This is a genomic window from Aeromonas sp. FDAARGOS 1402 (assembly GCF_019046925.1).
GTDB classification, from domain to species: domain Bacteria; phylum Pseudomonadota; class Gammaproteobacteria; order Enterobacterales; family Aeromonadaceae; genus Aeromonas; species Aeromonas caviae.
In genome coordinates, this window is sequence record NZ_CP077201.1 from 3,485,812 (window position 1) to 3,499,784 (window position 13,973).

Consider the following 13,973-nt stretch of genomic DNA (forward strand, 5'->3'; position numbering starts at 1 on the left):
CCCACGGGGTCGGCTTTTTATTGCCTGCGCGTTGCCAACAGGGGAGGTCAGCCTTCGAAGGTGGCGGCGTTGAGCCGAAACGCCCTGGGATCGTCGACAAACTGGCCGGTGATCCGCTCGTCGTGCTCGTGGCCCAGGCCATAGCTGCAGAGGATGAGGCGATCCGAGGTACGGGATCTCAGCTGGGTGATGAAGCGCACCAGATCGGCACGGCTGAGCCTGCCCACCTCCTCGCGTACCCGTTCGCGCTGATCAAAACCCAGATCCTTGTTGCCGATGCTGACCCAGAGCCGCTGGCCGCGGCTGCGCAGGTTGGCATCCCGCTCGCTGAGCTGGGCCTGCAACCCCGCCTTGCTCTCCTGCCACTGCTGCTCGGTGAACTCCAGCATGGCCAGCGGGAAGAGATCGATGAACTCCTCCACCGCATCCAGCAGGATCTGCGGCCCCGCCACCGGCGACTGGATATAGAAGATGAGACCGGGATGGCGGTTGAGGGGCAGGTTGCCGGCTCCCACCACGTAACCGAGCTGCTGGCGGGTGCGCAGCTCGTGGAAGAAGGTGGATGACATGATGTGGTTGGCCAGGGTGAAGCAGGCGAGATCCCGCGCTCGGGTGGTGCGCGACTGGTAGTAGACCAGCAGCGCTGAGTCCTCGTGATCGCACCCCTGCTCGCGAATGAGGGTGCCTCTGTCCTGGATGGAGATGAGGGGGCGGCGGGTCTCGGCGCTGGGCTGGCTGTTGGCACCGAGGTGGCGCTCCAGCAGGGCCGCGAGTTCGAGGGCTTCGGCGGCCGTCCAGTCTCCGTGTACCAGGGCCTCCAGATGCACCCTGGCAAAGAGCTCGGAGACGAAGCCGGGCATCTCCCCGAGTTCGACGGTGCGCAGGTGGCGCAACAGCTGCTCGAAGGGCGGGTTGTTGGGTTGCAGCAAACTGGTGAGCTGGTTGAACAACTGAGAGATGGGGCGGGTCTTGGACTGGTTCTCCCAGTTGCGGATAAGCTGCTCCTTGATCTCGCTAAAGCGGGCCGGATCCGGATACCCCAGGGTGCGGTTGCCGAGGATCATGTCGAGCAGCAGCGGTTGCTTGTCGGCAAAGCCGCTGAGGTTGATGGTAAAGCCCCCCTGATGGGCATAAATCTGGTAACCAAGGCCCGCGAGCTCCGCCGGGTAGGTGAGGGCGTTGAGGTGATCCGTGAGCAGTTCCACGGCCAGACGCGCCATGGCGATGTGACGCGGGCTCTTGACCGCATGTTCGCTGTCGACGGAGATGTAAAGGCTGCCCTTGGGCACGCTGAACTGATGCTCGTGCAGGTGCCAGAGCCGGAAACCGGGCCTGTCGATGAGGCAGGACGGCATGTCGGCGGGCAGCGCCGGCAGACGGGCGTCGAGGCGGGTGCTGATGAAGGGGTTGGGCGCCGGCAGGTGCAGGGCGGGATCCGGTTCACTCTGCTGCCAGCGGATCTTCTCGGCCTCGCTGATGCTCTGGACGCTGTAGGGTGTCTGGTACCAGCGGGCGAGGCGATCCGTACTCACTTCCGGGGCCTGGATGGTCACCCGCAGATTGTGGGGGGTCAGCTTGGCGAGGAAGCGCCGGATCAGCGGCTCATCGAACTCGCGCATCATGTAGTCGCCGTAGAGCAGATCGTCCGGCCCGTAGCTGAACAGGTTGAGCACGAGGCCGGAGACGGTGTCGAGGGCCCGTCCCCGCTCCTGGAAGCGGAAGGCGGATTCCAGCACGCTGCGCTTCTCCTCATAGCGCCAGGCCTGCACCCCACCCCGCTCGATGAGCTTCAGATAGCCAAACAGGGCGGCGATGATCTCGTCCACATGCTCAAGCCCAAGGGGGGTGAGGCCAAAGCTCACGCCAAAGTCCTTGAAGTTGGCGCCGCTGATGCCGCCGCCGGCGGCGAGCTGATTGACCCAGCCTCGCCCCTTGAGCAGAGAGAGCAGGCTGCCTTCCCCCTCATAGCCGATGAGGTGGCTCAGGAAGGTGAGGGGTTTTTTGTCGTAATACTCATCCACGCACGGCAGCGGGAAGGTCAGCGCCAGCTTGCGGGTCTCCTTGACCGGGGTCAGCTGGATGCGAATGCCGAGATCATCGAGTCGGTAGAGAGGATGGCTCAGTACCGGAGGGCCGAGATGGCGATCCGGAATGGCACCAAAGAAGCGATCACACCAGGCCAGCTGGGTCTCGATGGGTGCCGGTGAAAGCATGACCAGCGCCATGCGATCCGCACTGTAGTGGGTTTCGTAGAACGCAATGAGGTCCGAGCGCAGATCCCGGCCGGGGAGATCTGCCAAGGTGTCGAGGTTGCCCACCGAGAATTTGGAGAAGGGGTGGTCCGGATTGACCGTCTCCTTGTGCACCTGGTAGCTGCGGCGCACGTCGTCCTGCAGCTTGAGGCGGTACTCGGAGTCCACCGCGTTGCGCTCCTTGTCGACCCACTCCGGTGCAAAGGTGGGGCAGATGAAGAACTGGGAGAACCGGTCGAGCCCCGCCTCGAAGAAGCCGTTGTCGATGTCGAAGAAGAAGTTGGTGAACTCGGTACCGGTCCAGGCGTTGTTGCTGCCCCCGTGACGGCTCATGAATTGCTGGTATTCACCGGGTTTGGGGTAGGTGCGGGTACCGAGAAACAGCATATGCTCGAGGAAATGGGCCATGCCCTGGCGATCCGCAGGATCGTCGAAGTGGCCGGTATTCACCGCCAGGGAGGCGGCGGATTTGTCGGTCTCGGGATCACAGATCAGCAAGACCCTGAGCCGGTTTGCCAGCTCCAGATAGTGATACCGCCGATGATCATTGGGACTGGCATATGGGCTCATTGGGGAGGGGCTCGCGATGAATTTATTTGAATTTAAACATGATTATCGACCCCGCTATCTTGCGAGGCAAACCCTTTTCTGAGAGGTGGCGCAATTGTTTCCCCCGGCATGGCGGGGTAAGATTCCCCCGCTATTTAAACAGGCCCCCTGGGCGAGGTTGTAATGAAAATCTACATCATGCGTCATGGCCAGGCTGGCATGAACGCAAAGACTGATGAACAGCGTCCACTGACCGAGCAAGGCATCGAAGAGTCCATCCACATGGCGGGCTGGCTGGCTCCCCAATTGGCAGGCTCCCTGAACCTGGTGATCCACAGCAACTACCTGCGAGCCAGACAGACCTGGCAGGCCATCACCCCCGTGTTGCCCAAGGCCCTCAAGGTCGAGGAGAGCGGCGACATCACCCCCTACGGGGATCCGGCTTTCGTGGCGAGCTACCTCACTGCGCTGGCGGCGGAGCATGACAACATCCTGATGGTCAGCCACCTGCCGCTGGTGGGGTATCTGGTCCAGAGTCTCTGCCCGGCGGCAGGGGCCCCCATGTTCGCGACGTCCGGGCTGGCCTGCATCGAATGGCAAGATGGCAAAGGAGTCTTGCTCTGGCTGGAAGGACCGCATACAATACGGTAAAAGTTAATAATAAGTTACAGTTTGGTTTTTTGGGGAAGAGAGAGTCGAATTTTCCGGTTTTTTATATAAATTTAACGGAATTATTTCGCATAAGCTGCTGTCATACGGATACAACTTCAAGAGGTTGCAAACGATGAGAGTGTTCAAGAAGTACCTGCCACTGATGGTGGCAAAACATGTCAAAACCTTCTTCAAGGGGCGGATTTACATCCACGGCAGGGGGCGCTTCGATTTCCAGTCGGGCTTGCTGATGATGCCATTGCAAGCCGACATTCCCCATCGCCAGACGGTGCTCGAGGTCAATGAACTGATTTCAAGGCTCCACATGGATGCCGCCTGAGGCGCCTCAGGCTGACCCTGATCCCCCTCATGCCCGCCCCTTGTGCGGGCATGATTGTTGATGGCGCCTGGGCGCGGCGCCAACCGTTCGCGTCATGGCGCTTCTTCCTGCGTTGGCAGGCTTGCTTATCCTGATTGCCTCTCTATACTCGCGCGCAATACCCGCCTTTTTATTCTGGATACCGCAATGCCCCTTGCCTTCCTGTTTCCCTTCTCCTGCATGGCCATCTGGGCCGGCAATGGCATCGTCAGCAAGCTGGCGGTCGGGGTGTTGTCTCCTGCGGCGCTCGCCTGGTCGCGCTGGATGGTGGCGGCCCTGGTGCTGACCCCGTTTCTGGCTCACCGGGCCTGGCGCGAGCGTCGCAAACTGCGGGCCGGTTTCTCGAAGCTGGCGGTGCTGGCCCTGCTCGGCATGGTCTTGAACCAGACCTTTGGCTATTACGCGGCCCAGACCCTGGGGGCTACCGAGATTGGCCTGATGATGGGGCTGACCCCCTTGATGACAGTGCTGCTCAGCATCTGGTTGCTGCGCGAGCGGCCCACCTGGGGGGCGCTGCTGGGAGGCGCCATCTCCATTCTGGGGCTGGCGATTTTGTTGGGGCAGGGGGATCCGGCCCGGCTGCTGACCCAGGGCATCCATATCGGTTCCGTCTACATGCTGCTCTCGGCGGCCACCTATGCGCTCTACAGCGTGCTGCTCAAGCGCTGGGATCTGGGGCTGGACAACTGGTCCATGCTCTACGGTCAGGTGCTGTGCAGCCTCCTGTTCCTCACCCCCTTCTATCTGCTGGTGGACGGGCACTGGCCCGATGGCAGCGCCCTCTGGCTCATCCTCTATGCGGGGATCCCGACCTCGGCCCTCTCGCCCTGGCTCTGGATGCAGGGCATTGCCCTGCTCGGGGCGAGCCGCACCGCCATCTTCATGAACCTGTTGCCGGTGATGACGGCCGCCCTTGCCATCAGCTGGCTCGGGGAGCGGCTCACCAGCTATCACCTCATCGGTGGCGGCATGACCCTGATGGGGGTGCTGCTGGCGCAGTTGCTGGTGAGGCCCGTGACGGTGCGAAGACGCGCCCGGCTCGCGGTGGCGGGCTGTCAGGAGAAGTAGGATAAAAAAAGACCGCCCTCGAGGCGGTCTTTTTGGTTCGGTGCCCAGCGTCACTGCGCCGTCAGATAGAGATCCTTGGCATAGACCAGGTCTTGCGGGTTCTGGTAGGGGTAGCCCTTGACGTTGGGTTTGAGCAGCCGTGATTTCACGTAGAAGTAGACAGGGGCGATGGGGGCCTCCTCGTCGATCAGCACCTCGGCCTGCTGATAGAGGCGGTTGCGCTCGGCCGGATCCTTGGCGTCATGGGCCTTGGCCAGGAGGGCGTCGTACTCCTTGTTGAACCACTTGCCGCTGTTGGCGCTGCTGCTGGAGGTCATGATGTCGAGGAAGGTGGAGGCATCGTTGTAGTCTCCGTTCCAGGAGTAGCGGCTCACCCCGAAGTCACCCTCGTTCAGGGCCGACACCATGGTCTTCCACTCCATGTTGTTGAGCTCCGCCTTGACCCCCAGGTTGTGCTTCCACATGGAGGAGATGGCGAGCGCTATCTTCTTGTGCCCCTCGTTGGTGTTGTAGAGGATGTCCACCGTCAGCGGCTTGTCAGGGCCGTAACCCGCCTCGCCAAGCAGCGCCTTGGCCTGCTTGATGCGCTCTTCCTTGCTCATCAGCTCGCTGGCGGGGCGTTTGAGCTCGAAGCCGTCCACGCTCGGCGGGGTCAGGCTGAAGGCGGAGAGCTGCCCCTGTCCCAGGATCTTCTCCGTGATGGTGTCCCGGTCGATGGCAAGAGACAGTGCCTTGCGCACCCTGACGTCGTCAAAGGGTTTGCGCTGGGTGTTGAAGACGTAGTAGTAGGTGGCGAGCATGGGGGCGCTCACCAGCTCCTCCGGGCTCTGGCGCTTGATCTGCTGATACTGCTCCAGGGGATAGGTGGTGTAGTGCAGCTCGCTCGCACGATAGCGGTTGTAGGCTGCGGTATCGGAGACGATCTCCAGATAGACCACCTTGTTCAGCACGGTGTGCTCGTTGTCCCAGTAGTGGGGGTTGCGCTCGGCGATGAGGCGCTCGTTCGGGGTCCACTCCTTGAGGGCGAAGGCGCCGTTGGAGACGATGTTGGCCGGTTTGACCCACTCATGACCGAACTTCTCGATGGTGGCCTTGGGCGCCGGGAAGGTGGTGTAGTGGGAGAGGGTCTTGAGGAAGAAGGGGACCGGGTTTTTCAGGGTGATCTGCAGGGTGTAGTCATCGAGCGCCTTGATCCCCAGGGCATCCGGGCTCTGCTTGCCCTGCACCACGTCGCTGGCATTGGCGACGCCGGTCAGCTCGATGAACCAGGCGTAGTTGGAGGCGTTCTTGGGGTCCGCCGCCCGCTGCCAGCCATAGACGTAGTCCGCCGCCGTCACCGGCTCGCCGTTGGACCATTTGGCATCGGGTCTGAGCTTGAAGGTGTAGACGGTGCCCGTGGCATCGAGCTCGTAGCCAAGGGCGCCCGCCGCCTGCAGCTTGCCGTTGCCATCCAGGGTATAGAGCCCCTCGAACAGATCGTTGACGACGTCGCTGCCCGCGCTCTCTTCCACCATCTGGGGATCGATGGAGGCAGGCTCGGTGCCGATGTTGCGCACGAACACTTGCTGGGTGGCTGGCAGAAGCTGGGTGCCTTCAGGCACCTGGGCGGCGAGGACGGGGAGGGTGAGCAGAGCGGCAACCGCCCCGGCGATAAGCGACTTTTTCATTGAATATCCTTATGTTTTTTTGCTTCCAAAGCGCAGCCAGTGTGCGGGATTGGGGGGCAGATCTCAAGAGGGGAGCCTCTGGCGCAACATTGCCGGGCGCCAGGGGGAGCAAGGCGGGCAGCCGCGTCGGCCCGGATGCATTCTTGTCACGAATTAACCCCCCAAAAGATGCCGGATGGCACCCTTGTTTCACGCCGAAAGCCCGTGGTGGCGCGGCTTTCTGGCGATTTAAAGAACGGCTTAATTCGCTGCAAAAACAAAAAACAGGCGTTACATTGGGTTACAAAACAACGCTGCCGGGGATCGGCACTTTTTTTGCCGACACTTGCAAACGTTTTCAACGGCCAACGGAAACGATCTTAAAGGAACAAGAATGCGAAACATGATCACCATGGGCGAGTTCATCGTCAAAAAGCAGGCGGACTACCCGACCGCGACCGGCGAGCTGACCTCCTTGCTCAGCTCCATCCGCCTGGCCGCCAAGGTGGTGAACCGGGAGATCAACAAGGCGGGTCTGGCGGACATCATCGGTTCCATCGGCGCCGAAAACGTGCAGGGCGAGGTGCAGCAGAAGCTGGACGTCTATGCCAACGAGCGCTTCAAGGCGGCGCTGGAGGCCCGTGGCGAGGTGTGCGGCATGGCCTCTGAGGAGGAGGAGGACTTCGTTTCCTTCGATTCCGAGCTCTCTCGTCACTCCAAGTACGTGGTGCTGATAGACCCCCTCGACGGCTCCTCCAACATCGACGTCAACGTCTCGGTCGGGACCATCTTCTCCATCTATCGCCGGGTCAGCAAACCGGGCGCAGGGGTCACTCTGGAGGACTTCCTGCAGCCGGGTCACCGTCAGGTCGCGGCGGGCTACGTGGTCTACGGCTCCTCCACCATGCTGGTCTACACCACCGGCTTTGGGGTCAACGGCTTCACCTATGACCCCTCCATCGGCTGCTTCTGCCTCTCCCACGAGAACATCCGCATTCCGGAGGAGGGCAAGATCTACTCCATCAACGAGGGCAACTACATCAAGTTCCCGGACGGGGTGAAGAAGTACCTGAAATACTGCCAGGAGCGTGACGAGGCGACTCACAGGCCCTATACCTCCCGCTACATCGGTTCCCTGGTGTCGGATTTCCACCGCAACCTGCTCAAGGGGGGCATCTACATCTACCCGTCCGGCACCAACTCTCCGAACGGCAAGCTGCGCCTGCTCTATGAGTGCAACCCCATGGCCTTCCTGGTGGAGCAGGCCGGTGGCAAGGCGTCCGATGGCTTTGGCCGCATCATGGACATCCAGCCCACGGCGCTGCACCAGCGCACCCCCTACTTCGTCGGCTCCACCAGGATGGTGGAGCGGGCCGAGGCCTTCATGCGGGAGTTCTCCGCCCACGAGGATCCGGCCAACCAGGGCTGAGTCCGGGCCAGCGTCCCTTCGTCACGGGAGCCGTCAAGGCTCCCGTTTTTATTGGCGTGCAGGCGGGTGTAGCCAGGTTGATATGCTGACGGACTGACGGACTGACGGACTGACGGACTGACGGACTGACGGACTGACGGACTGACGGACTGACGGACTGACGGACTGACGGACTGACGGACTGACGCGGCGCCTCGGCGGTCGCGGTGCAATGGCTGGTGGCCCCCTGGCCGGGATGCCTGGCCGGGATATCTGGTCTGGATACGTGGGCGGGATAAATACGGCACGGGCCATCTGCGGGGCTATCGAGGCGCGTTGAACCCGTTTTTTGCCCACGATCATCCCCACATCCATCTGTTTTTTAGATGGGTGATGACTCGATGTATCGCATTGGTGGATGGGTTTGGCGGCAAAATGGTGCTGCCAGAAGGGCGAACCGAGGCGTCGGGGGCAAGAAGGCGGGCCGGGGGCGAGATGCCGCCCCTTGCCAGCAACGAAACGGGAGCCCTGGGGCTCCCGTTGTTGTAGGCGGCAGGTCGCGCCCTGCTGACGTCATGCTTCCCCTCAGGGGGTGGCATGGCGGGCGAGATCCGCCAGCAGGCCGTCCACCAGTTTGAGGCGCATGGCCCTGTCCTGGGTCGGCACCTGGAAGCGCAGCCGGGTCGGTCCGTCCATCTTGTAGATGCGCGGCTGCTCTGAGAGCAGCTTGACCAGATAGGCCGGGTTGACGCGGGTTTCCTGGGTAAAGTCCAGATAGCCGCCGCGCTCGCTCATCTCCACCCGGCGAATGCCCAGCGCCGTGGCGCGCTGGCGGAAGGCGGCCAGCTCCATCAGCGTCTTGGTCGGCTCCGGCAAGAGACCGAAGCGATCGATGAGCTCCACTTTGAGCTCCCGCAGCTCCTGCTCGTCGGCGGCACTGGCGATGCGCTTGTACATGGAGAGGCGCATGTTGACGTCCGGGATGTAGTCGTCCGGGAGCAAGGCGGGCAGGCGCAGCTCCACCTCGGTATGCTGGCTCATGAGCTGCTCCAGCGACGGTTCCTTGCCATGTTTGAGCGCCTCCACCGCTTGCTCCAGCATCTCCATGTAGAGGGTGAAGCCCACCGATTCGATCTGGCCGCTCTGATCGTCGCCGAGCAGCTCGCCCGCGCCCCGGATCTCCAGATCGTGGGTGGCGAGCGCAAAGCCGGCACCGAGATCTTCGAGGGACGCGATGGCCTCCAGCCGCTTGGCCGCATCCTTGGTCATCAGCTTGGGATGGGGGGTGAGCAGGTAGGCATAGGCCTGGTGGTGGGAGCGACCGACCCGGCCCCGCAGCTGGTGCAACTGGGCCAGACCGAGATGATCCGCCCGGTCCATGATGATGGTGTTGGCGCTCGGCACGTCGATGCCGGTCTCGATGATGGTGGTGCAGACCAGCAGGTTGAAGCGCTGGTGGTAGAAGTCCGACATCACCCGCTCGAGCTCCCGCTCGCGCATCTGGCCGTGGGCGATGCCGATGCGCGCCTCCGGCACCAGCTCGGCAAGATCGGCGGCGCACTTCTCGATGCTCTCCACGTCGTTGTGCAGGTAGTAGACCTGGCCGCCACGCTTCAATTCCCGCAGTACCGCCTCGCGCACCACCGCAGGTTCGTGCTGGCGCACGAAGGTCTTGATGGCGAGCCGCTTGGCGGGCGGGGTAGCGATGATGGAGAGATCCCGCATGCCGGACATGGCCATGTTGAGGGTGCGGGGAATGGGGGTCGCGGTGAGGGTGAGGATATCCACGTCGGCGCGCAGCGCCTTGATCTTCTCCTTCTGGCGCACCCCGAAGCGGTGCTCCTCGTCGACGATGAGCAGCCCCAGATCCTTGAAGGTGAGCTCGGCGCCCAGCAGCTTGTGGGTGCCGATGATGATGTCCACCTTGCCCTCGGCCATCTCCTTCATCACGGCGCTCTGCTCCTTGGCGGAGCGGAAGCGGCTCAGCACCTCCACCCGCACCGGCCAGTTGGCGAATCGGTCGCGGAAGTTGTCGTAGTGCTGCTGGGCGAGCAGGGTGGTGGGCACCAGCACGGCCACCTGCTTGCCGCCGTGCACGGCCACAAACGCCGCCCGCATCGCCACTTCTGTCTTGCCAAAGCCCACGTCGCCGCACACCAGCCGATCCATGCTCTTGGCCTGGCACATGTCGCCGAGCACAGCGTTGATGGCATTGAGCTGATCCTCGGTCTCCTCGAAGGGGAAGCTCGCGGCAAACTGGCGGTAGGCCTCCCGGTCGTGTTTGAAGGCAAAACCGTGACGGGCTGCCCGCATGGCATAGACATCCAGCAGCTCGGCCGCCACGTCCCGCACCTTTTCCGCCGCCTTGCGCCGCGCCTTGACCCAGGCCTCGCCGCCGAGCTTGTGGCTGGGCGGGTTGTCGGAGCCGGTGTAGCGGCTGATCAGGTGCAAACTGGTGACCGGCACGAACAGCTTGTCGCCGCCGGCGTATTCCAGGGTCAGAAACTCGGTGGGCAGGCCGCCTGCGTCTATGGTCTCGAGCCCCAGGTAGCGACCGACCCCGTGATCCAGGTGCACCACCGGCTGGCCCTGGGTCAGCTCGCCCAGGTTTCGGATCACCGCATCCGAGCTCAGGTTCTTGTTCTTGTCCCGCTGGCGCTTGCTGCGGATCTTGCCGCCGAGCAGCTCGGCTTCGGTGATGAGGGCAAGGGGCGTCTGGCCGGGCTCTTGCAGTAGGAAGCCCCGCTCTAGGGGACAGACCAGCAGCCCGTGGCGCGCATCGCTCGAGAGGAAGGCGTCGAGGGAAGCAAACTCCCGGGGTTGCAGGTTGATCCGTGCGAGCAGATCCCCGAGCCCCTCGCGCCGCCCCTCGGACTCCACCGCAAACAGGGTGCGCCCGGCAAAGCCTTGCAGGAAGCCGTCAAGGGCCAGCAGGGGTTGCTCCTTGCTGTGGTCGAGCTGCAGATCCGGCAGGGGGGCGAGGGGCAGATCCTGCTGACCCGCTCCGCCGTCAACGGTCGCCTCCTGCAGACGCACGGCGCCATAGTCCCCGAGGGCGGCGAAGAGCTGCTCCACCGGCAGATAGATCTGCTGGGGCGGCAGCAGGGGACGGGTGTTGTCCCAGCGTCTGTCTTCATAGCGCTGGCCGATGTCGTTCCAGAAGCGCTGGGCCGCGGGGTAGATCTCCCCCACGGTGAGCAGCAGGGTGTTTTCGGGCAGGTAATCAAACAGGCTGGCGGTCTGCTGGAAGAAGAGCGGCAGGTAGTATTCAATGCCGGCGGGCCAGCGCCCCTTGCTCACCTCCTGATAGACGGAGCCCTCGGCGCGGGAGATCTCGAACTGTTCGCGATACTGGCCACGAAACAGCTCGATGGCCCCCTCGTCGGTGGGAAATTCCCGTGCGGGCAGGAGGCTCACCGACTTCACCGGCTCGCTGGAGCGCTGGGTCTCGGGGTCGAACGGGCGGATGGAGTCCACCTCGTCGTCGAAAAAATCAATGCGATAGGGGCGGCTGCTCCCCATGGGGAAGAGATCCAGCAGGGAGCCGCGGGCGGCGAATTCGCCGTGCTCCAGCACCTGTTCCACCGCCACGTAGCCCGCCTCCGCCAGACGCCCGCGCAGCTGCTGCAGGTTGAGGCGCTGGCCGCTTGTGACCATCAGGCTGTATTTGTCGAGATAAGCCTGGGGCGCCGTGCGCAGCATCAGGGTGGAGATGGGCACGATGAGCACGCCGTGGCGCATCTGCGGCAACTGGTAGAGGGTCTCGAGGCGCTGGGAGATGATGTCCTGGTGGGGAGAGAAGCTGTCGTAGGGCAGGGTCTCCCAGTCCGGGAACAGCAGCACCGGGCAATCCTGATCCGCCAGCAGGAACCCCAGTTCCTGTTCAAGGCGCAGGGCGCTCGGGGTATCGGCGGTGACCAGCAGGACGGGTCTTCGGGCTTCCCGGGTGAGGCGGGCGGCAACCAGAGCCAGGCTGCTGCCGACCAGCTGGCCGAACGTTGTCTTCTGGCCCGCTTTGGCGGGCAAGGCGGGGAGGGTCATTGGCATCATCGGAGTCTTTTACTGTTGGCGTTCTTTTGACATGGACCTGGGTTAGCGCTGACGTTCCTGGGCACGCAGCTTGAGCTGTTTCGACTGCACATGCAGGCTGGCGCGCACCAGCAGCTCCCGGTCATCCTCGCGGATGCGCACGTAGTCGAGCACCACGTGGGTGCCGTGCTCTCCGGCGTCCCGCTGCACGACCTCGCCGTAGCAGTAGACGGCGGAGGCCTCTTCCCGCAGGAAGATCTTGAGCCGCACTATCTGGTGCAGGGCGGGGGCCTCCCCGTGCCCCTGGTGGGGGTGCAGGTAGGTGAGCTGCCCGGCGCCAAAGCGCAGGGTGTGGAAGCGGTGCTCGGGGTGATCCTGGGCCGCCAGCACATAGCCCATGATCATGTCGATCTTGCGGGACTGCTGGTTGATGATCTCCACCAGATCGTGCATGGACTCGTTCTGGCTGCGCAGCAACCGGCTGCTCACCAGATCGATGGAGGTGATGGCGGAGGCGATGCGAAACGGCTCGGGCAACTCGGCCTCCAGGGCCTCCAGCGTCGGCAGACGAAAGTCGGCCGGCATGGGGATCACATTGACCGGCGTGGCATGGGTGACGCTGAAGAACTGTTCCTGCATGGAGGCTATCCCTTGTTGTCATAGACGGTTTCCCTTTATTATCCGGTATCTTATTTCGTTGGCAACGTAGATATCCTTGAAGACCGGACTTTTTCAGCCACTGTCGCTGGCCATCGGCCTGCGTTATGCAGGCTCGCGACGCAGTAACCGCTTCGTCTCCTTTATCTCCCTGTTCTCCACCTTTGGCATCGCCATCGGGGTCGCCGCCCTGATGGTGGTGATCTCGGTGATGAACGGGTTCGAAGGCCAGCTCAAGGGGCGCATCCTCGGGGTGATCCCCCATGTGGTGGTGACCAATCAGGCCGGACGCATCGAGGCCGAGCCCGAAGGTCTGCCCGATCTGGCCCGCTTGCCCCACGTGGTGGCCACGGCCCCCATGCTCGATAGCGAAGGCATGCTGCAAAGCCCGGGTCAGCTCACCGGCGTGAGCGTGCAGGGGATCGATCCCGCCCGCTGGCCCAAGGATGACATCCTGCACGCCCAGATGCTGGGAGGGCGCCTTGACAGCCTGCAGGCCGGTGAATACCACATCGTGCTGGGGCAGGGGGTGGCCAGCCGCCTCAAGGTCTCCATCGGCGACCAGGTGCGTCTCATCCTGACCGAAGGTACCCGCTTTACCCCCTTTGGCCGGGTGCCGGCCCAGCGTCTTTTCACCGTCTCCGGCATCTTCGGGGTCGGCGCTGACGTGGACAGCCAGGTGGCCCTGATTGCCCTGGGGGATGCCCAGCGCATGCTGCGCCTGCCCGCAGACAAGGTGGGCGGCATCCGCCTCTGGCTGGACGATCCCTTCGCCGCCGACGAGGTGGTGAAGACCGCGTTGCCGAACGGGCTGGAGTGGCAGGACTGGCGCCGCGAGCGCGGCGAGCTGTTCCAGGCGGTGGCCATGGAAAAACGGATGATGGGGCTGATGCTGGTGCTGATCATCGCGGTTGCCACCTTCAACATCCTCTCCGCCCTGGTGATGGTGGTCACCGACAAGGAAGGGGAGGTGGCCATCCTGCGTACCATGGGCATGAGCGAATCCGGTATCGTCAAGATCTTCATGGTGCTGGGGGCGTCGAGCGGCGTCATCGGCGCCCTGTTCGGGGGGCTGGCGGGGCTGGCGCTCTGCTTTGGCCTCAATCCTCTGCTCAATGCCCTTGGGCTCAACCTCTATATGGCGGCGGGGGGCAGCGGTCTGCCGGTCATCGTCGAGCCGGCCCAGGTCATGACCATTTTGCTGGGCGCCGTGCTGCTCAGCTTCAGTGCCACCCTTTACCCGGCCTCCCGCGCGGCCCGGGTCAAACCGGCGGAGGCGCTGCGTTATGAATAATTCATCTTCTGTTGTTACTGGTGCAAGTGGAGCCCCCGTT

10 protein-coding genes are annotated in these 13,973 nt (G+C 63.2%); 6 read left to right on the forward strand and 4 right to left on the reverse strand.

The window, feature by feature from the left end; all coding sequences use genetic code 11:
* Positions 1–47: 47 nt before the first annotated feature.
* Entirely contained in the window at positions 48–2,822 is a 2,775-nt protein-coding gene (locus I6L32_RS16445; protein WP_216944195.1) for an insulinase family protein, read from the reverse strand.
* 162 nt (positions 2,823–2,984) lie between these two features.
* Between I6L32_RS16445 and sixA the strand changes: the two genes are divergently transcribed.
* From sixA to I6L32_RS16460, 3 genes are all read left to right on the forward strand, one after another.
* Positions 2,985–3,452, forward strand: a complete 468-nt coding sequence (gene sixA, locus I6L32_RS16450; RefSeq protein WP_216944197.1) for a phosphohistidine phosphatase SixA — start codon at positions 2,985–2,987, stop codon at positions 3,450–3,452.
* Between the two features lie 133 nt (positions 3,453–3,585).
* Entirely contained in the window at positions 3,586–3,792 is a 207-nt protein-coding gene (locus I6L32_RS16455) for a DUF1107 domain-containing protein (RefSeq protein WP_005324080.1), read from the forward strand.
* Positions 3,793–3,978: 186 nt separating this feature from the next.
* Positions 3,979–4,899 carry a DMT family transporter gene (locus I6L32_RS16460; protein ID WP_039039040.1) on the forward strand — a complete coding sequence of 307 codons (921 nt, stop codon included), beginning with the start codon at positions 3,979–3,981 and terminating at the stop codon, positions 4,897–4,899.
* Between the two features lie 50 nt (positions 4,900–4,949).
* Here I6L32_RS16460 and I6L32_RS16465 read toward each other — a convergent pair whose 3' ends face one another.
* Positions 4,950–6,566 carry a peptide ABC transporter substrate-binding protein gene (locus tag I6L32_RS16465; RefSeq protein ID WP_128272103.1) on the reverse strand — a complete coding sequence of 539 codons (1,617 nt, stop codon included), beginning with the start codon at positions 6,564–6,566 and terminating at the stop codon, positions 4,950–4,952.
* A 143-nt stretch (positions 6,567–6,709) separates the two neighbouring features.
* On the opposite strand from I6L32_RS16465, the gene I6L32_RS16470 reads away from it, so the two are divergent.
* The gene (locus I6L32_RS16470; protein ID WP_128272101.1) at positions 6,710–6,952 is read left to right on the forward strand and encodes a hypothetical protein; all 243 of its coding nucleotides are present in this window, start codon (positions 6,710–6,712) and stop codon (positions 6,950–6,952) included.
* The gene (gene fbp, locus I6L32_RS16475; RefSeq protein WP_029314452.1) at positions 6,940–7,974 is read left to right on the forward strand and encodes a class 1 fructose-bisphosphatase; all 1,035 of its coding nucleotides are present in this window, start codon (positions 6,940–6,942) and stop codon (positions 7,972–7,974) included. The genes I6L32_RS16470 and fbp overlap by 13 nt, the downstream gene beginning before the upstream one ends.
* A gap of 564 nt (positions 7,975–8,538) precedes the next feature.
* Here fbp and mfd read toward each other — a convergent pair.
* A complete protein-coding gene (gene mfd, locus I6L32_RS16480; protein WP_216944198.1) occupies positions 8,539–12,003 on the reverse strand; it encodes a transcription-repair coupling factor in 3,465 nt (1,154 codons plus the stop codon).
* A 42-nt stretch (positions 12,004–12,045) separates the two neighbouring features.
* Complete coding sequence (locus I6L32_RS16485) at positions 12,046–12,621, reverse strand: PilZ domain-containing protein (RefSeq protein ID WP_042863798.1); 576 nt, start codon at positions 12,619–12,621, stop codon at positions 12,046–12,048.
* A gap of 76 nt (positions 12,622–12,697) precedes the next feature.
* Here I6L32_RS16485 and I6L32_RS16490 point away from each other — a divergent pair, with 76 nt between their 5' ends.
* Positions 12,698–13,933 carry a lipoprotein-releasing ABC transporter permease subunit gene (locus tag I6L32_RS16490; protein WP_216944199.1) on the forward strand — a complete coding sequence of 412 codons (1,236 nt, stop codon included), beginning with the start codon at positions 12,698–12,700 and terminating at the stop codon, positions 13,931–13,933.
* Positions 13,934–13,973: the final 40 nt, after the last annotated feature.